The 20410-nt window shown below is 32.5% G+C and carries 19 protein-coding genes; 16 read left to right on the top strand and 3 right to left on the bottom strand.

The features are described 5' to 3' along the window. Positions 1–74: 74 nt before the first annotated feature. From HRU50_RS09045 to nqrF, 6 genes are all read left to right on the top strand, one after another. On the top strand, positions 75–1424 hold the full coding sequence (locus HRU50_RS09045) for a Na(+)-translocating NADH-quinone reductase subunit A (protein WP_296350406.1): 1350 nt from the start codon (positions 75–77) through the stop codon (positions 1422–1424). Beyond that, entirely contained in the window at positions 1424–2701 is a 1278-nt protein-coding gene (locus HRU50_RS09040) for an NADH:ubiquinone reductase (Na(+)-transporting) subunit B (RefSeq protein WP_296350404.1), read from the top strand. Before HRU50_RS09045 ends, HRU50_RS09040 begins: the two co-directional genes overlap by 1 nt. A gap of 3 nt (positions 2702–2704) precedes the next feature. Then, entirely contained in the window at positions 2705–3499 is a 795-nt protein-coding gene (locus HRU50_RS09035) for a Na(+)-translocating NADH-quinone reductase subunit C (protein WP_296350402.1), read from the top strand. An 11-nt stretch (positions 3500–3510) separates the two neighbouring features. Further along, the gene (locus HRU50_RS09030) at positions 3511–4155 is read left to right on the top strand and encodes an NADH:ubiquinone reductase (Na(+)-transporting) subunit D (RefSeq protein ID WP_296350400.1); all 645 of its coding nucleotides are present in this window, start codon (positions 3511–3513) and stop codon (positions 4153–4155) included. Between the two features lie 72 nt (positions 4156–4227). Beyond that, positions 4228–4974 carry an NADH:ubiquinone reductase (Na(+)-transporting) subunit E gene (nqrE, locus tag HRU50_RS09025; protein ID WP_296350398.1) on the top strand — a complete coding sequence of 249 codons (747 nt, stop codon included), beginning with the start codon at positions 4228–4230 and terminating at the stop codon, positions 4972–4974. Between the two features lie 6 nt (positions 4975–4980). Then, entirely contained in the window at positions 4981–6291 is a 1311-nt protein-coding gene (nqrF, locus tag HRU50_RS09020) for an NADH:ubiquinone reductase (Na(+)-transporting) subunit F (protein ID WP_296350396.1), read from the top strand. Between the two features lie 77 nt (positions 6292–6368). Here the strand turns inward: nqrF and HRU50_RS09015 are convergent, their stop codons facing one another. Genes HRU50_RS09015 through HRU50_RS09005 form a run of 3 tightly spaced genes read right to left on the bottom strand, consistent with a single transcriptional unit; the run spans position 6369 to position 8677 of the window. Further along, entirely contained in the window at positions 6369–6821 is a 453-nt protein-coding gene (locus tag HRU50_RS09015; RefSeq protein WP_296350394.1) for a Na(+)-translocating NADH-quinone reductase subunit F, read from the bottom strand. A gap of 40 nt (positions 6822–6861) precedes the next feature. Beyond that, positions 6862–7236, bottom strand: coding sequence for a cupin domain-containing protein (locus tag HRU50_RS09010; RefSeq protein ID WP_296350392.1), 375 nt, complete (start codon positions 7234–7236; stop codon positions 6862–6864). 4 nt (positions 7237–7240) lie between these two features. After that, the gene (locus HRU50_RS09005; RefSeq protein ID WP_296350390.1) at positions 7241–8677 is read right to left on the bottom strand and encodes a DASS family sodium-coupled anion symporter; all 1437 of its coding nucleotides are present in this window, start codon (positions 8675–8677) and stop codon (positions 7241–7243) included. Between the two features lie 55 nt (positions 8678–8732). Between HRU50_RS09005 and HRU50_RS09000 the strand changes: the two genes are divergently transcribed. From HRU50_RS09000 to HRU50_RS08955, 10 genes are all read left to right on the top strand, one after another. Next, entirely contained in the window at positions 8733–9596 is an 864-nt protein-coding gene (locus tag HRU50_RS09000) for a DUF4846 domain-containing protein (protein ID WP_296350388.1), read from the top strand. A gap of 23 nt (positions 9597–9619) precedes the next feature. Next, complete coding sequence (locus tag HRU50_RS08995) at positions 9620–9997, top strand: Na(+)-translocating NADH-quinone reductase subunit F (RefSeq protein ID WP_296350385.1); 378 nt, start codon at positions 9620–9622, stop codon at positions 9995–9997. Positions 9998–10080: 83 nt separating this feature from the next. Then, complete coding sequence (locus HRU50_RS08990; protein ID WP_296350383.1) at positions 10081–11070, top strand: FAD:protein FMN transferase; 990 nt, start codon at positions 10081–10083, stop codon at positions 11068–11070. A gap of 162 nt (positions 11071–11232) precedes the next feature. Beyond that, positions 11233–14169, top strand: a complete 2937-nt coding sequence (locus HRU50_RS08985; protein WP_296350381.1) for a sensor histidine kinase — start codon at positions 11233–11235, stop codon at positions 14167–14169. Beyond that, complete coding sequence (locus tag HRU50_RS08980) at positions 14147–14905, top strand: LytTR family DNA-binding domain-containing protein (RefSeq protein WP_296350378.1); 759 nt, start codon at positions 14147–14149, stop codon at positions 14903–14905. The genes HRU50_RS08985 and HRU50_RS08980 overlap by 23 nt, the downstream gene beginning before the upstream one ends. Before the next feature lie 95 nt (positions 14906–15000). After that, the gene (locus HRU50_RS08975) at positions 15001–16110 is read left to right on the top strand and encodes a serine hydrolase (protein WP_296350376.1); all 1110 of its coding nucleotides are present in this window, start codon (positions 15001–15003) and stop codon (positions 16108–16110) included. A gap of 123 nt (positions 16111–16233) precedes the next feature. After that, entirely contained in the window at positions 16234–17271 is a 1038-nt protein-coding gene (locus HRU50_RS08970) for a hypothetical protein (RefSeq protein WP_296350373.1), read from the top strand. A gap of 26 nt (positions 17272–17297) precedes the next feature. Further along, positions 17298–17828: a MauE/DoxX family redox-associated membrane protein gene (locus tag HRU50_RS08965; RefSeq protein ID WP_296350371.1), complete on the top strand. Its 531-nt coding sequence runs from the start codon at positions 17298–17300 to the stop codon at positions 17826–17828. A 110-nt stretch (positions 17829–17938) separates the two neighbouring features. Beyond that, a complete protein-coding gene (locus HRU50_RS08960; protein WP_296350370.1) occupies positions 17939–19159 on the top strand; it encodes a S41 family peptidase in 1221 nt (406 codons plus the stop codon). 149 nt (positions 19160–19308) lie between these two features. Then, positions 19309–20358 carry a T9SS type A sorting domain-containing protein gene (locus HRU50_RS08955; RefSeq protein ID WP_296350368.1) on the top strand — a complete coding sequence of 350 codons (1050 nt, stop codon included), beginning with the start codon at positions 19309–19311 and terminating at the stop codon, positions 20356–20358. Positions 20359–20410: the final 52 nt, after the last annotated feature.

The raw sequence follows: 20410 nt of genomic DNA, 5'->3' as shown, positions 1-20410 counted from the left end.
TTTTTTCTGAAAGTATATTTATCATTAATTCATAAATTTGCACGGATTTTTAGATAACTAATCTTTTAAGATATATGTCAAAAGACATCAGAATTAGAAAAGGTCTAGATATAAAACTAGTCGGTGAAGCCGAGAAAGTGACAGAAAATGCTATTATTAGTAATTTCTATTTTATTAGACCAGAAGATTTCCACAGTATTATCCCGAAACTTGTTGCAAAAGAAGGTACACGTGTAAAAGCAGGTGAGACTTTGTTTTACAATAAAGATGCTGAAGCAATGAAATTTGTTTCTCCAGTGTCTGGTGAAATTTCTGAAATACAACGTGGACCAAGACGTCGCATCGACGCAATTAAAATTACTGCAGACAAAGAGCAAACGTATATAGATCATGGTAAATTTGATTTGTCTTCAGATGCAGCAAAAATTAAGGAGCATTTATTAGCATCAGGATGTTGGGCTTTTATAAAGCAACGACCTTATGATGTTATTGCAAATGTAGAGTCTACACCAAAAGCTATTTTTGTTTCTGGTTATGCAAGTGCACCGTTAGCTGCAGACTTAGATTACGTTCTGGCTGGTAAAGAGGCTGAATTGCAAGCTGCTGTAACTGCACTGTCTAAATTAACAGAAGGTGGAGTTCACATTTCAGTAGGTAGTAATAACTCGCCATTAGCAGGTTTAGATAATGCAACCACTTATAAAGTTTCAGGACCTCATCCTTCTGGGAATGTAGGTACTTTAATCAATAAAGTAGATCCTATTAATAAAGGTGAAGTTGCGTGGACAGTTAATGCACAAGATTTAGTCATTATTGGTGAACTCTTACTAACTGGTAAGTTTAATGCTGAGCGCGTTGTTGCTTTTGCTGGTTCTTCAGTTAAAAAACCAAGATATTTTAAAACTAAAATTGGTTCTGAAGTTGCAACAATGATTTATGACAATGGCGTAGAGAAAGATGGCAACGACAGAATTATTTCAGGTAATGTCTTAACAGGTAAGCAAGTGAAGCCAGATGGTAGTTTGGATTATTACAGCAATGTCATTACTGTGATACCTGAAGGTGATGATTACGAATTCTTTGGTTGGAATAAACCAATCTTCAATAAAGTATCAACATCTAGAGCGTTGACGTTTTCATGGTTAAATCCAAAAAAGAAATACGACTTAAACACAAATACAAACGGTGAGCACCGTGCATTTGTAGTGACAGGTAGTTATGAACAAGTATTTCCATTAGATATCTATCCATTACAAATCTTAAAGGCTTGTATGTATAAGGATTTAGATGAAATGGAAGCTTTAGGGATGTACGAAGTAGCACCGGAAGATTTTGCATTGACGGAGTTTGTATGTGTGTCTAAACAGCCGCATCAGAAAATAATAAGAGAAGGATTAGACTTAATGCTTAAAGAGATAGGATAATGGGTTTAAAACAGAATTTACACAATTTTAAAGAGAAAAATAAGGACAAAAAGTGGCTTCCTGGTTTTAATGCCCTTTTTACGTTCTTGTATTTACCAAATGAGACGACTCATGGTGGTACTCATGTTAAGGCAGCAGATGATCTTAAGCGTACTATGAATACAGTTATCATGGCGATGGTGCCATGTCTTATATTTGGTATGTTTAATGCAGGTTATCAGCATTATCTAGCACAAGGATTAATTGAGAGCGCTAACGGATTTTTAGGTGCATCATTTTGGACTTTAGACAACCTTACAATTGGTGCTTGGAAAATATTACCACTAGTAGCAGTGTCTTATGGTGTAGGATTAGCAGTAGAATTTGTATTTGCAATCATCAAAGGTCATGAGGTAGAAGAAGGTTATTTAGTAACAGGTATGTTAGTACCATTAATCGTTCCTGTTGATTTACCATTGTGGATGTTAGCAGTTGCTGTGATATTTGGTGTTGTTATCGGTAAAGAAGTTTTTGGTGGTACTGGAATGAACATTCTTAATCCAGCTTTAACTATTAGAGCATTTTTATTCTTCGCATATCCAACTTGGATGTCTGGTGATAAAGTATGGGTTCATGGTGCAGATCCTAGAGTTCAGGATTTAGCATCAGGACAACAACCGGATGCTATGTCTGGTGAGACATTACTTGGGTATTACGCGAAAGCAGGCCAAGAGTTAACAGTAGCAGGTACTGATACCGTAACAACTTATGGTGACAGAGCAGCAGAATTATATTCATACTCTGATATGTTCTGGGGTTTAATACCTGGATCAATAGGTGAGACGTCAAAGTTCTTAATCATACTTGGTGGATTGTTCTTAATCTTTGCAAAGATTGGAAGTTGGAGAATTATGTTAAGTACAGTGATAGGTGCATTATCAATGGGACTTATTTTTAATGGTGTTGTTGATGCAGGATGGGTTGGAGAATCGAGTAAGTTCTTTGGTCTAATGAGTGTACCATTTTGGCAACATTTAATAATCGGAAGTATTTTATTCGGTGCAGTATACATGGCGACAGATCCTGTAACAGCTGCGCAAACCAATAAAGGGAAATGGATTTACGGATTTTTAATAGGATTCATATCCATTATGATTCGTGTATTCAACCCGGCATATCCAGAAGGTGTGTTCTTAGCGATTTTACTGATGAACGTGTTTGCACCAACTATTGATCACTACGTGGTTCAAGGAAATGTAAAGAAGAGAATGAAACGTTTAAAAGCAAAAGTAGCATAGATTATGGCGATTAATACAGAAAAGAATTCGTATACAATATTATTTGCTGTTGCAATGGTTGTTGTTGTAGGTTCATTATTAGCCTTTACAGCTTCTTCTTTAAGAGCGAATATTGATGAAAATCAAAGAATTGAAAAGCAGCAAAATATCCTATATGCCATGGGTGTTAATGGTAATGAGGGTACAGGAGATATTACTTTTGTCTCTACTGCTGAAGTTGCTGATGCTTTTGCTACTAATGTTGAAGAGCAATTAGTATTAGAATTTAAAGATGGCAAAATAATCAATACACTATCAAGAGAAGACTTTTTAAAATCAAAAGCTGAAGGTGCTGGTAAAGAACCGTATTTAGTAGATATTAAGAAAGAACAAGCGAAAGCTAAAAGTGGTAAGTCTCGTTTTTTACCATTGTTTAAAGGCACTCAAAATGGTGAAACGGTTTACGTAGCACCAATTAGAGGAAAAGGACTTTGGGACGCGATTTGGGGTTATGTTGCTCTAGATAAAGATATGGTTGTTAAAGGTGCGTTTTTTGACCATGCTGGTGAAACACCAGGTTTAGGTGCAAATATTAAGCAACGTTATTTCATGGATGATTTTTATGGTGAACAATTAATAGATAAGTCGGGTACTTTTAAAGGTATCAAAGTTGCCAAAGGAAATAACGATCCAAAGAATGAAATAAAGGATGACTACGAGGTAGATGCCTTAGCTGGTGCCACAATTACTGGCGATGGTGTGTCTGCAATGATTAAAAACGATTTGAAATTATACTTACCATTTTTTCAAAGCTTATAAAACATTAAACTATGGGATTACTTTCAAAAAAAGATACAAAGTTAATAACAGATCCGTTAGCGGATAACAACCCTATTACAATTCAGGTATTAGGTATATGTTCCGCTTTAGCAATTACTGCAGAGCTTAAAGCATCAATTGTAATGGGTATAGCAGTACTGTTCGTATTAGGTGTTGGAAACGTGGTGATATCTCTAATGAGAAATATCATTCCTTCAAAGATTAGAATTATTGTGCAATTAATTGTTGTTGCATCATTGGTAATTATAGTTGATCAAGTACTTAAGGCGTTCGCATTTGAGTTGAGTAAGACATTATCGGTATTCATTGGTTTAATTATCACTAACTGTATTATTATGGGGCGTTTTGAGGCGTTCGCACTTGGTAATGGACCATGGAAATCATTTTTAGATGGTATCGGTAACGCATTAGGATACGCTGTAATTTTAATCATTGTAGGCTTCTTTAGAGAGCTACTAGGTTCTGGGACATTATTAGGAATTCCTGTATTAGGAGATCCTATTGAACAAACTGGAGTTTACAGTATAGGATATGAAAACAATGGTTTTATGTTAATGCCGCCAATGGCCTTAATCATTGTAGGATTAATTATCTGGGTACAACGTAGTAGAAATAAAGCATTAATAGAGGATTAATCAGTATACAGTTTACAGTTAACAGTGCACAACTTTTGTCAGCTGTTTACTGAGACTGAAAACTAAAAATATATGGAACATTTAGAATTATTTTTCAAATCGATATTTGTTGACAACATGGTATTTGCTGTGTTCTTAGGTATGTGTTCTTACCTAGCTGTTTCCAAAAAAGTGTCAACGGCTGTTGGTTTAGGTGCAGCTGTAATATTTGTATTAGCAATTACAGTGCCTTTAAACTGGTTATTAGATCAATATTTACTACAACCTGGTGCATTAGCATGGTTAGATGGAAGTTCTGGTGGAGAAGGTTTCTCTGGAATGGATTTAGGATTCCTATCTTTTATCATGTTCATTGCTACGATTGCAACAATGGTGCAATTGGTAGAGATTGTGGTTGAAAAGTTCTCACCATCTTTATATAACTCACTTGGTATCTTTTTACCACTTATTGCAGTAAACTGTGCGATTTTAGGAGGGTCTTTATTTATGCAATCTCGTGAAATTGAATCATTTGGTTTAGCACTTAATTATGGTATTTCTTCTGGTATCGGATGGTTCTTAGCAATTTTAGCAATTGCAGCTATTCGTGAAAAAATCAGATATAGTAATGTACCACCTGCTTTAAGAGGATTAGGTATTACGTTTATAATTACTGGCTTAATGGGTATTGGCTTTTTAAGTTTTGGTGGAATGTTAACTGGTGGCGGAGATGAAGAAGCTAAGCCAGAAGATAAAGCAGCACAAATTGAAGCTGTTGAGGATAATATGAACAAAGATGAAGCTACACTAGAACTAGCTGAAAATACAAACAAGCAATAGAACCTTATGATATTAGCAGTAGATTTAGGAATTATTTTAGCAACAGTTGGAGCATTCTTACTAGTAACCTTATTATTAGTAGCGCTGTTGTTATTTGTGAAACAAAAACTATCACCTTCTGGTCCTGTAAAGATTACCATTAATGGTGAAAAGGAAATAGAAGTAGCTTCAGGTGGTACTTTATTATCTACGTTAGGTAATAGTAAAGTATTCTTACCATCTGCTTGTGGTGGTGGTGGAACTTGTATTCAGTGTGAATGTCACGTACTTTCTGGTGGAGGTGAAGCATTACCAACTGAGACACCTCACTTCTCTAGAAAGGAATTACAACATGGAGCACGTTTGGCTTGTCAAGTAAAAGTGAAGCAGGATATGGAAATAACTATTCCTGAAGAAGTATTTGGTATTAAGAAATGGGAAGCGACGGTTGTGCGTAACTATAACGTGGCTACATTTATTAAGGAATTTGTAGTGGAAATTCCTGAAGATATGAATTATAAGGCTGGTGGGTATATTCAGATTGAAATTCCTCAGTGCGAAATCAAATATGAAGATATCGATATAACGGCACATCCAACAGACCATGCTGGAGAACCAGATAAATTTAAAAAAGACTGGGATAAGTTTGGTCTTTGGCCTTTGGTAATGAAAAACGATGAAACTGTCGAGCGTGCGTATTCTATGGCTTCCTACCCAGCAGAAGGAAGAGAAATTATGCTTAATGTACGTATTGCAACTCCACCTTGGGATAGATCTAAAAACCAATGGATGCAAGTAAATCCTGGTGTAGCGTCATCTTATATATTTGCTCAAAAGCCAGGAGATAAAGTTATTATTTCTGGACCATACGGTGAATTCTTTATCAACGAGTCAGAAAGCGAGATGTTATACGTTGGTGGTGGAGCAGGTATGGCACCAATGCGATCACATTTATACGAGTTGTTTAAAACTATAAAAACTGGACGTAAAGTAACGTATTGGTATGGTGGACGTTCAAGAGCTGAATTGTTTTACATCCATTATTTTAGAGATTTAGAAAGAGATTTTCCAAACTTTAAATTTTACATGGCATTATCTGAGCCATTAGAAACGGATAACTGGAAAGTTAAAAAAGATATAAACGACGAAGAAGGTGATGGTTTTGTAGGGTTTATTCATAATTGTGTAATCGACAATTATTTAAAGCATCATGAAGCACCAGAAGACATCGAATTATATTTCTGTGGTCCACCATTAATGAACCAAGCTGTTCAGAAAATGGGTGAGGATTTTGGTATCCCAGACGAACATATTAGATTCGATGATTTCGGTGGATAGTCACTAATTGTTATTCCCGCGTTTGCAGGAAACTAAAGAATAAATAAACCAGTACTTTTTGAGTGCTGGTTTTTCTTTTAAACCGTTTGGGAAATAGAATTGTTTACTGAAGCTGAAAATTGAAAGATTTGCGAACAGTCCATCACATTATCTATCTTATCTAATTCGCATAGTTTAACAACTACCTCAGAAAGTCCATTAAATAAAATGGCTTTATCTTTATAATAATCTGGTTTATGACAATAAGTAGGTCCCACTCTGTAACCGCAGCCTTCCAAAAATGAAGCTTCAATTTTAAGTAATTCTAGAGGTGTATAACCATTAAACTTCCGACCAAGATTTTGATGTACAAGTCCAACATAATTCAAAGTTATTGAACCATGTATATTGGTCATATGTCTCCAACTATCATTATTATCTAAAATATTTCCTACGGCGCATTGTTTGCAGTCTTCAGGATTTAATGTGTTGTTGTGAAATGCAGTATAGAGCTTATTAATTGCTGCATTAAAACGATTTGAAGTTGTCATAGTCTTTTCTTTTTCCACCTTGAAGATAAGAAAAAAATGACTATTTATATTCAATAATAAGGAACACAGCAGTAGTTTCACCTACATTTAACACTTCATGAGATGTGATTTCGTCATTGCTAAAGCTATAACCAGTTGGTACATCAACTTCTCTAGTACCTTCTTTGTCAGTAATTCTAAAAGTGCCACCAGCAAGTGTATAACCGACGTGTGGATTATGATAGTGCTCTTCATGACCAACTCCAGGTTCAAAGGTACATTTAAGCACACGTATGTTTTCATTTTCCTCCACAACTTCACAAACAGATTGTCCATGCCATCCAGCTTCTAATGGATCTGGTAACACTTGTTGCTCATTACAATTAGTGAAAAAAGCGAACAGAACAAATAAAAAGAAAGCTATATGACTTTTCATAGGTTTAGAAAATAAGTGGTATTACAAATTGAAACAAAAGAATTAATAAAACGATGGAAATTAGATTAAGTAAAACACCAACCTTGGCCATTTGATGCACTTTAATAAAACCACTAGCAAATACAATGGCATTTGGTGGTGTCGCCATAGGTAACATAAAAGCGCAACTACTTGCTAGAGTTACTGGGATTAACAAGTGAATCATAGGTATTTCTAAACCAATCGCTATACCTGCAATTACAGGTGCTAAAACAGCAGTCAATGCTACGTTGCTCATAAGTTCTGTCATAAACACCATTAAGATAATAAGTAATGCGGCCGTAACTAATATACTGATATTACTGTTAGAAATAGCATTGGCTACTAAATCAACAATACCTGTGGAGCTCATTCCTTTTGCTAATGCCAATCCACCTCCAAAAAGAATTAAAATGCCCCATGCTAAGTTTTTAGTATCGTTCCATTCTAAAATAAAGTCACCTTTATTAAGTCTATGAGGAATTGCGAAAAGTGCTATTGCACCAAATATACTTATCATAGTATCGCTCAACCCTAAATTAGGAATTAATGAGTTGATTAAACCTCTAAAAATCCAAAGAAGTACCATTATAGAAAACGTAATAAGGACTTGTTTTTCCTTAGCTGAAATTTTTCCTAGTTCTTTTATTTCCGTTTTAATTACAGATTTAGAAGCGGTAAATACAATACCACGATTTGGGAATAATCCTATTAGTACCACATAAATAATCAAGATTAAAACGGTTGAAAAAGGTAAGCCAAAAAGCATCCAGTTTAGGAATGAAATCTCAATGTGATATTCATTTTCAAGAAGTCCTATAAGCACAGAGTTTGGTGGTGTTCCTATTATGGTAGCTATGCCGCCTGCATTTGCAGAAAAAGCAATACCTAGCATCACACTCAAGGCAAAATTTTGATCTTGTTTCGTATATCCGTCAGCATCATTAATAAGTAAATGTATCACCGATAATGCTATAGGCAACATCACTACAGTACTTGCCGTATTACTTATCCACATACTCATAAACGCTGTTGCGATCATAAAGCCAAGAATAACCTTGTTGGGTGTTGTACCAGTAAATTTAATGATATTGAGAGCTATGCGTTTATGAAGATTCACTTTTTCTAAAGCTAAGGCTAACACAAATCCACCAAAAAACAGAAAGACTATTGGACTGCCGTAATTAGAACCAACATCACCTAGAGGCATCACTTTGAATAATGGAAAAAGCAATAAAGGTAACAATGCTGTTACAGAGATTGAAACAGCTTCTGTGATCCACCAAATGATCATCCATACTGCTGTAGCAATAACAGTATCAGCTTTTTCAGAAATGAACTCTACAGGTAATAATGAAAGCAGTGAAAATAGAATGGGGCCTAAAAATAGTCCTAAACGTTTAGATAATGGATGATGTTTCATGTCTAGTAAAAATAGAAATTTAATACGAATTCAACTCAGTTGACGTTATACCATTATGAAGAAAATACTGACTATCATTTCAATTGTAATAATCCTTTTAGTGATTTATCAATTCAAACCTGTTGAACAAACCGTTGATAAGGTGATTGCTTATACAAGCGAACCAAGTCTTATTAATAAGGACAGTTTAAGTATTAAATCTAGAGTAAATATTCCAGATGGTTATAAACGTGTTAGATATCCTAAAGGGAGTTTTGAAGAATATCTCAGAAATTACAAGTTGAAGCCTTACGGAACTAAAATCATAAACTATGATAATACCGAATATTTTTGGCAAGGTGGACATATAGGAATCTTAGAAGTTCCTGTACCTAAAAATGGATTGCAACAGTGTGCGGATGCACTAATTCGAATTCGAAGCGAATATTTATGGGACAAAAATAGGAAGAACGAGATTGGTTTTAATTTTACATCTGGCCATTATTGTTCTTGGAAAAAGTATGCAGAAGGTTACCGTCCAAAAATAAACGGAAGCAAAGTGAGTTTTCATAAAACTGCCGCGGCCAATTATTCTAAAGATAACTTTTATAAATACTTAAATCTCATCTACACGTATTCAGGTACTTTGTCACTATATAATGAGCTTAAATCAGTAAAGGCGAAAGACTTAAAAATTGGTGATATGCTCATAAAAGGTGGAACACCTGGACACATTGTAATGCTTTGTGATGAAGTTGTTAATGATAAGGGTGAAAAACTCTTTTTATTGTTTCAAGGAAATACACCTGCACAAAGTGTGCACTTGGTCAAAAACTTAGAAGATGATGCACACAACCCATGGTATAAATTAGAAGATGATATTGTATTAGGAGTCTCAAATTATACTTTTGGAAGTACAAAATATGTGCGGTTTAAATAATAGCTTCTTCGTATCTTTGCTCTATGAATAAACCATTGACACCTCAAGAGCTACACAATCTTGCAATGAATCATGTTGGGAAGGATTTAGAATCTCGTGGTTTTGAATTTGTGGCCATCAACAGTAAATTAAAACGTCATCCACAGTTTGTTTGTATTGATAAAAAAAATCAGTACTTTTTTGTGGTTGTTCGTGCTGTTTTACTGCCCGAAAATCCTAATAACTATGATGTAGTCTGGATGGAAACTTTCAAAAAGCATGCCTTTGAAAAAAATGCAAAAGTATTATATGCAGGTGTCGGACTAGGAAATCCTAATGGAGAAGATTTACCGATCTATCTCGATGAAGATTATCTTATTGAGTATAATGGTATTCAAGTCATAGAAATGAATTTGAATTAGAAGAAATGTTCGCTAAGGCTCTCGAAGTGAATGTTTATCAATGATTTTTTGTGTCTTCGAGAGCCTCAGATACCAAATGTTTTATGAAGAACGCTACAATCCTAGTTATTATAATAATGCTTTTTATGTCTTGTCAGGAAGATAAAAAGCAAGAAATGACGACTTTATCAGGACCGGTATTTGGTACTGGTTATAAGGCGATTTATAACTCAAATGAAGATTACACTGCACAATTTGATAGCCTTTTTACAGTGATTAATAATTCCATGTCTACGTATATACCAGATTCAGATATTTCTAGAGTCAATAAAAATAAAGATGTTGTAATTGATGAACATTTTGAAAAGGTGTTAGCTGCGTCTAAAACGATTTATAGACGTACTGAAGGTGCTTTTGACCCTACAATTGGCGCAGTTGTTAATGCTTGGGATTTTGGTCCGGAAGGTGATATAGAAAACCTAGATAGTTTAAAGATAAAAAGTCTGATGACTGCTGTTGGCTTAAATAAGCTAGGTATTGTTAATGGGAAGATCAAGAAGTCTGAAGCGACTAGAATAGATTTTAATGCCATTGCTAAAGGCTATGGCGTAGATGTTATTGCAGATTTTTTAGAAGCGAAACATATAGACCATTATTTGGTAGAGATAGGTGGCGAAATAAGAGCTAAAGGTCTTAATATTAAAAAAGAGAAACCTTGGACTGTTGGTGTGACAAGACCACGATTTGATGGTATAAATGATGCAACAGATTATGTAAAGGCTGTACCGTTATCAGATGAAGCTATGGCTACTTCTGGCACCTACAGGAAGTTTAAAATTGATGAAAATGGTAATCGCTATTCTCATATTATAGATACTAAAACTGGTTATCCTAGTAAAACCAATCTCTTAAGTATTTCTGTGATTGCACCAGATTGTATGACTGCAGATGCTTATGCTACTGCCTTTAAGACAATGGGCATTGAAAAGACAAAAACGTTTTTAGAATCACATCCTGAACTTAAAGTATTTTTAATCTTTGAAAATATAGATAAGGAACTCGAAACGTTGTCTTTAAATGGTTTTCCTGAGTAGCATAAGAGATTATAAGTTTGAAAAATTTCACCCAATAACATTTCAAAATTAATCTAAGCCTTTTTTTATTTTCCATTTTAGAAAAGAAACAAGGTTTTTCAGAAATTTTCTAATGATATAGAAGAATTCACGTTTATCTTTGGTATTTAACATCATGTAAGGATGCTTAGGCAAATATTCCAATTTTTTTTCTTTGTTTTATGCTATATCAGTTTCGGACAGCAACCTGCAACTATTCAATTAACTGAAAGAGATGGACTTCCTGATGTTGAATTTTATTCTCTTTTAGAAGACTATAAGCACTATATATGGTTGGCATCTAATAAGGGTTTACACCGGTATAATGGTCGGTCTTTTAAACATTTCAAACATGTAGATCAAAAAGGAAATGCAGTTTTTGGTATTAAACAAGACCATTTAAATAGGGTATGGTGTAATAATATTTCTGGTCAGTTTTTTTATGTAGAAGACAACAAACTCAACTTATTTATAGATTTAGGTAAAACATTGAATGGTGAACTTTCTGAGTTTATAGTGACAGAAAATGAACTTATTATATTCCCTGGGAAATCAAATATAAGAGTAGACTTGACGTCTAGACAGGTTATTAACAAACCGAGTGAAAATGTCTTTTTTGGAGCTATAGAGGATGCGAGAAACGGTTATCTTTTTACTAAAGGTAATTTTATAATTAAGGCAGATACTAATTTAATTACTATAGATAGTCTTAAGATAGATGTATTTGATAATTATTCATTAAGCTCTGGAATATCTCGGCGTGTTGGAATTTCTTCAAATGGTGAAATTAATTTATGCCATTTTGTTAAAAACGGGGAAAACATTTATTACAGTTTTGATATAGAGAAGCAGAAATATATTGAAGTTAATATCCCTAAAGTATTATTAAATAGAACAATTAATCATACTTTTTTTTATGGAAATAATCTTTGGGTATCCACTGATAATGGACTTTATATTTGCGAATTTTTAGATGAAAAGCTAATACTTAGGAACCGCTATTATTCTAAGATTTTTATAACAAAAATCCTTAAGGATCATCAGAATAATTATTGGTTGTCAACAAAAGGTGATGGTATTTTGGTTATTCCTAACGTAAATATATTCCAATATCAACACAAAGACCTTCTTAATATTAGCGAATTAGAAAAGATTCAAGGAGAGAAGTTTATATATGGTACGACCAAGGGTAGAGTTGGTGTTTTTAACCCTTCTAATTTTGCCTTGGAAAGTATTGATACATCATCAATATATAGAGTTTCTGAGTTAAAGAGCTTTAATCAAGGAAATGAGTCATTAGTGGTAAAAGAGGATAAGGTGTTAAGAGTAAATAATTCATCTTTTAGTTATAATATATTGAGCACACCAAAACTGGCTGGGGCAAAAAGTATTTCAAAAGTAAACGATACAGCATATGTCTTTTCTTCGTATAAGAACGCCGAATTATTAAATAAAGAGTTTAAGCGGAAGTATGTTCTTCATAATAAAAGATCGTATATTAATTATTATTCCAAGTCAGAGAATAGTATTTATCTCGGTGCTATCGATGGTCTTTTTGTATTTGATCATGAGTTAAAGAAAACAGAAATAAGGTTCGAAGATCAATCTATCATTCCTAAGCATATTGCAGAAACTACAAATGGTGTCATTTGGGTAGCATCATCTAATAACGGACTCTATGCAATTAAGAATGATACAGTTTATTGCAATTATAATACATCGAACGGATTATTGTCTGACCAGATCAATATGATTAAAAGTATTAATGATGATTTATGGATAGTAACTGATGAAGGTATTCAATGTCTAGAAACAGAATTTAATGTATTTAAAAACCTAACTAAACAAAACGGAGTGCCATCATATAGGGTAAGTGATATAGAGATAATTAATGATCAAATATATTTTGCCACTAATAATGGCTTATTTAGTGTTGATAGACATAAAGGGTTTAAGAATGAAAAAATCCCAGAAGTTTACGTTTCACAAGTTGATATTGGACTAAAAACAGTTGCTCTAACAGACTATTATCAGCTTAAACATCATGAGAATTCAATAAAGTTTTTGTTTAATGCCAATGGTTTTCAAAGTTTTATTAATAATAAGTATCAGTTTAGACTTTTAGGCTATGACAATACATGGCAGACCGATGAGTCCAAAGCGAATTCTGTAAATTATTATAATTTGCCTAGTGGCGATTATACCTTTCAGGTTAAGTCTGTATTAGCATCTAAAGACAATGGCGCTGCTATTGACTCAGTTCAATTTTCAATTGCAAGACCATTTTGGAAGACTTGGTGGTTTTATACAGGTCTCGTTTTAATTGTTCTTATCCTTATTTATATCATTTTTAGAGATACAATCAAAAAGTTAAAAATTAGACAAGCCAATGAACTTCAAAAAGAATTAACAAATAAAAAATTGATACTTTCTCAATTAGAGAATCTAAGATCTCAAATGAATCCTCATTTTATTTTTAATGCTTTGAATTCTATCCAAGAATACATCGTGATGAATGAAAAAGATTTAGCAAGTTCGTATTTAGTAAAATTCTCTAGATTGATTAGGATTTACTTGGACCATAGTCGAGAGGATGAGATTTTACTGTCTCAAGAGATAAAGGCGCTCGAAATTTATTTAGAATTAGAGAAAATTAGATTCGAAGAAGTATTGCAATATGAAATCAAAGTTTCGGACCAAATTATTGCTACAGATATTAAAATACCATCATTGTTTATTCAACCTTATGTTGAAAATGCAATTAAACATGGTTTACTTCATAAAGAGAATGACAGAAGATTAACTATTGAATTTGGTATTAATATGCATAATCAAGTGCTAACCTGTATTGTTACTGACAATGGTATTGGTGTTGAGGCATCTAAAGAAATCAACAGCAAGCGCTATCCTTCTCATAAATCTTTTGCAACCAGCGCTAATGAAAGGCGGGTTGTATTACTCAATACAGATAGAAAGCAAAAAATTTCGGTATCAGTAATTAGTTTAAAGACGGAAAGCTCTAATGGAACAAAAGTATTAATCAATATCCCCTTAAATAATGAAAGCATTAATAATAGATGATGAAAATAAAGCGAGAAGACTGCTCTCTAAACTGATCGATGGAACTTGTGGTGAGATTCATCATATTTTAGAGGCATCTAATTTAGAAGAAGGTATTGAAATTATAAAGAATGAGAAACCGAATATTGTTTATTTAGATATTGAAATGCCAAAGTATTCAGGCCTTCAGATATTAGACTTATTAGAAGATACTGTCATAGATTTTCAAATTATTTTTATAACGGCTTACAATCAATACGCTGTGGAAGCTTTTAAGTTATCTGCTATCGATTATTTGTTAAAACCAATTGATGTAAATGAGTTAAAAGTAGCAACAAAAAAAGCAGTAGAAGTATTAAATGAAAACTCTATAAATAAGCAGTTGCAAGATTTACGAAATGCTTTTAATCAACTAGCAGTTAATAAAATAGCATTAGATGTACCTAAGGGCATTATTTTTGTATCTCATGACGATATTATACTTTTTGAAGCTGATGGGATGTATACAAATGTTTATTTGAACAATGGCAATACAGAGCTTATTTGTAAGCCATTAAAACATTTTGTGGAGCAGCTAGAAAACTTATCAATTTTCTATAAGCCCCATCGTTCTTTTCTAATTAATTTAAAACAAATAAAAGAATTATCTAAAAGGGATGGACATTATCTTATAATGAGTAATAACAAGACTATTCCTATTGCTAAAGACAAAAGAGACGAGTTTATGACTGTGATTAATGAGGTATTTAATATTTAAGAAATTTAGAAAGAAATAGATTGTTTTCAGAAATAAAACAAAGTAAATGCCTCTATTAAGAGGCATTTTTGATTTTTAAATAAATCAATGTGTTAATGAAGAATTTTAAAATCTTATTAATTCTAATAAATCTTTCCCTTATTGCTCATACGCAAAATAAAATTAACAAGAAGTCTGAGTTATTAAACAGTTCACCTAAAATTTCCAATGACTTAACTCAATTGATCTATAATTATACAAAGTCATTTCCTCAAGACACACAGCTTTCAATAGCTTTAATAAAGAACAAAAATGTAGATTTTATTGGTGTTAAGCGAACAAAAGATACGATTATAAGAATTCAAAATTATAAAAGTGTTTTTGAAATAGGCTCTTTAACAAAAGTGTTCACAGCTACATTACTCTCAAATTTAGCAATTGATCAAACCATTGACTTAGATGATAATATTCAAGATTATATCAATTTTAAGATTAATGTAGAAGACAAAATTAGCTTTAAGTCGTTAGCAAATCATACTTCTGGTTTGCCAGTACTGCCTTCTAATTTTGATTTCACAGATTATAATAATCCTTACATACATTACAGTAAAGATTTGCTGTTTGCATTTTTAAAATCTAAAGTTGTATTAAATAAAGAGTCTATAAATAAACATGAGTATTCAAATCTTGGATCAGGTTTGTTGGGTTTTTTGATGGCAGATTTATCTAAAATGTCTTATGAAGATTTGGTTAAAAAGGAAATCTTCAATAAGTACAATATGGCAAATACAACAACTAAAAAAGCATTTCTCAAAAACAAAATTGTGAAGGGTTTAGATTCAAATGGCATAGTAACGAATAATTGGGATTTTGATGTTTTAGTAGGTTGTGGTGGTGTTTTATCTACAGCAGAAGACTTATCTAAGTTTGCTTTAGCTCAATTTGAATGTAAGAACGCCGAGTTATCATTAACTCATAAACCAACTTTTAGCATCAGTGAAACCATGAGTATTGGACTCGGTTGGTTTATTTTAAAAACAAAAGATCAAAGTGAATTAATATGGCACAATGGAGGAACTAATGGTTACAGATCGTCAATGGCCTTAGATGTAGAGAATCAGAATGGTGTAATAATACTTTCTAATGTTTCTGCCTACCATGAAAAAGAAGATGATATAGATTTATTATGTTTTAAATTGATGAATGAGCTAAGAAGTGAAAATTAATTTTTGTCCAATAAATTATATGATTCGTTCTACTTAGAAAAAAATAGATTGTTTTCAGAAACAAAACAAAGTATATGCCTCTAATAAGAGGGATTTTTGATTTTTAAATTAATTACAATGAAAATGATTAGACCATTATTAATCGCATTTATACTACTATCGTTTAATAGTAATGCACAAGATGTCAAAAACCAAAGTGAAATAATTAGAAACAATGTTTCTAAAGGAGACTATAAGATTGTAGCAGATTTGTACAATAGCCATCGTGGTGTTGCAAATATATCTGATATAAAGTTTGATAAGAACCAGCCTAACATGCATTTTGAGGTGACTATTAAAAAATATCCAAACCATGCAAGAGAATCAGACCGTAATGCTATTCATCAGTATTTTCCTGATCATATTGCGTTTCCGGTAACCTATATTTCTAGCGCTTATGAGGGCAATAAAAAACTTCAAGAGAAGGTTGGTTATGTGGTAAGAGAAGGCAGGAGTGTAGGCGACGATAGAATTGTATTTATAGATAATTATCTATTTATGCTTCAAAATTGGAAAAGCAAGGATGACTATGAGATTAGATGGATCTTAAAGGCGCCAAAGGCTGAAAATGGGGACAACACAGAAGAGAATGTAAAACCTAAAAAAAAGAAAAAAGGTTTCTTTAAATCCCTAAAAGATAAGGTCAAAAAAGCAAAATCTGGTGCTGGAAGTGTTTCAATTGAAAAAATGAAAGCTGAGGTATTACAACCTTATTTAGATAAGGCCACAAAAAAGCAACAAGACTTCTATCAAACCTGGATTAAGAAATCAGAAAATAAGAAAACAAAAAAATATCTCGATGATAAACGAGCCTTGATGACTAAAGCTATCAAACAATACAATGATGATATTTTTAATAGTCCAGAGTACCAACGCATGTTGGCTTATCAGAAATGGATAGATAATAACATTAATGTAACTGTATATAATAAATCTGACCGTACAGTTTGGGTAGGCTCTTCGTCAAGTGCTTTTATAACAAGCAAGATTGAGGTCGGAGGTAGCTCTACACAGACGTGCACTTCAGATTTGTACTATTACTACAGTGATACAAAAGGATCTAAAGGTTATAAGTTCTACACAGCAAATAGTGCATGCGGTTCTTCAGCAACAATAAATTAACTGTAGATAATAATTAAAATTTGAGTTTGAAAAGAAAAGATCACATAGAGATTATAGAAATGGCTTTTAGTTGGCTTGTTGTTATGGCGATGTTTATTTATGGTTTTGCGAAACTATTTCAGTTTCAAGGTGCTGCAGAAACAGAGAAAATGGTCAAAGACATGACTGGAATGGAGTTGATGTGGGCTTTTTATGGCTATTCTAAACCTTTTGCAATTACTTTGGGCATATTTGAAATAATTGGTGGACTCTTGATACTTTTTAAGCCTACACGTCTTATAGGTTGCTTTTTTACGACAGCTATTCTTATAAATGTAATCTTTCAAGATATATACTTTGGCGTTCATGCAGGTGTACTAAAAGCTGCCATATTATATCAAGTTTTAATAGTTCTTATATTATGGTTCAACAAAGACATATTAATAAAGAGTATTAAAATATTGGTATTATCAACAACCAATAAACAATCCAAAATAAAGAAACCAATAAAGATAGTTATAGCTTTTGGACTCTTTGTAGTATTCAGAGTTATTGAATATCTCATCACAATCAAATAAAGCTTAACATCTTAAAAAGATTTTAAAAGTAGAATATAAAACATTTAGAAATTAATTATCAAAAATGTCTCGATATCGAGACATTTTTATTTTAAACAAAACTTTAAATAATGACACCATCAAAAAACACCATTATATCAATAATAATAACACTCTTAATAAAAGTAACTGGTTATTCGCAAATCCAAGAATTATCTATAAATGAAAAGATAGCAGACTTTAATTATTTGTTTACAGAATTGGGAAATACCTATCCATACTTTGGGGTTAACAAAAGAAATCATGGAATAGATTGGTTGGCTAAACGAAGTGAATTTTTAGATAAGATTAAACAAACTAAAAACGATGAAGAATTTATAAGAGTTCTTGAAGATATTCTTAATCAGTTAAATAATGGTCATACGGATTTACTCCCAACAACATACTACAAGTATTTTTATGATGGCTATAAAAATATGTTGGTACATCGACCACAATTAAAAGCATATGTCACTGAATTAGAGAAGACAACTTTTGATCAAGTAGAGTATTGGACTCAATTATTAGAATCTGCCAAAAGCGAATCATCTAATGCAGAATCAAATGAATCACATTCTTTAGTATCCGACGAAAACTTGAGTTATTCATATAATGATTCATTGTCTATTGCCTTTATTAAGGTGAGATCATTTAGTTATGATTTAATAGAAAATGATATGGATAATTTGAAAAGCTGTTTTAGTAAAGCACACAATTACAAGAATTTAATCATAGATATACAAGGAAATACAGGAGGCGATACTCGCTATTGGTCAGATCATATGATTCCTTATTTAATCAAAGACACCATCAATTATTCTATCATTTATGGATTTAAAAATTCTAAAAGATTAAAATCGTTTAAACCCAGCTATTTTGAAAACACCATTTCAATAGATCAGTTTTCGCTTCCTAACTTACCGCAAGAATTAAAGCATGATAACTACTTTATGAAGAAAGATTTTGTAGAAATATCACCAGAAAAAACTGCAAAACAATATAATGGGAAAATCTATCTATTGGTCGATGAGGTTGTTTATTCAAGTTCGGAGTCCTTAGCTTATTTTTTTAAAGCTACAAAATTTGGTAAGGTTGTAGGAAAGATTACAGGTGGAGATGGAGTAGGCACAGACCCTTTATTGCTAACGCTTCCAAATAGTGGTATTGTGGTTCGTTACATCAGTGAAATGGGTTTAAACCCAGATGGCAGTTCAAATGAGGAAGTAAAAACGATACCCGATATTGTATTGAAATCTGAAACAGAAAAAGGACGGTACGAGGAATTAGTAAATTACATAAAGTCCTTACATTGACATAACCTCTAAAGATAATTACAAAGCTTTAAATGGATGAACTGAGATTTTTTCTGTTTAGAAAAAAATAGATTCTTTTCGGAAAGAAACCTTATAAAATGCCTCGTTTCAGAGGCATTTTTGTTTTCGAAATATAAATTTTAACAACAATGAAAACAAAATTACTTTTTAACTTTTTCTTACTTACAAACATGTTTTTAATTGCACAGAATGTCAACATTCCGGATGTAAATTTTAAATCCTATTTATTAGGAAACTCTTCAATTAATACAAATGGTGATACAGAAATACAAATAAGTGAGGCAACATCTTTTAGTGGAAGTTTTAATGCAATTGGTCTTGGTATAACTGATTTAACAGGTATAGAGGCATTTACGAGTTTAGGTGCTTTTTCTGCAGCAAGCAATGCGCTTACATCGGTAGATTTAAGTCAAAATACAAGCTTAGTTGAAGTTAGATTATCCGATAATCAACTCACCAGTATTGATGTTTCTAATTTACCTAATCTCATATTTCTTCAATTATCAAATAACCCTATTACGTCTTTAGATTTAACTAACAACCCTAATTTAGAAACTATTTTATTTAATAACGGACAACTTAGTAGTATTAGTCTTAATAATCCTTTATTAACACAATTAGAACTTGGAGGTAATCAATTAACATCGATAGATACTTCAAGCCTACCTCAGCTATTTGAGGTTTATTTACAAAATAATCAACTCACTAATATTGATTTATCGACTAATTCAAATTTGTTTACCATTAGGTTAGATTCGAACAATCTATCTAGTTGTAATGTGGCTAATGGTAATAATGCGAATATTTCATTAGCTAATTTCTTTTTTAATCCGAATTTAGCTTGCATTCAAGTTGATAATGGCTTTACACCTTTTGTCTCGAGCAGTGGAGTTTGGCTGGCTGATGCAACAGCAAGTTTTAATTCTAATTGTAATTTATCCATTGACCAGTTTAATAGAATTGAAGCTAAAATTTTCCCAAATCCAGTACATGATATTCTAAATATAGATTCAAATTATGCACCTAATAGCATTGAGATTTACTCTGTTTTAGGAAAAGAGATGATTTCAGTAAAGAACACTCAGACTGTTGATGTGGCTAAATTAAAATCGGGTGCATATTTTATTAAGGTAAGCTCTGATAATGGCAGTTTCACAAAACGTTTCATAAAACAGTAACGATTCAGAAAAAAATAAATCACTTTCAGAAAGAAACACATTTCAATGCCTC

Origin of the sequence: Winogradskyella sp., from assembly GCF_013213835.1 — a bacterium.
Classification (GTDB): Bacteria; Bacteroidota; Bacteroidia; order Flavobacteriales; family Flavobacteriaceae; genus Winogradskyella.
This window is presented reverse-complemented; position numbering and strand designations above follow the sequence as displayed.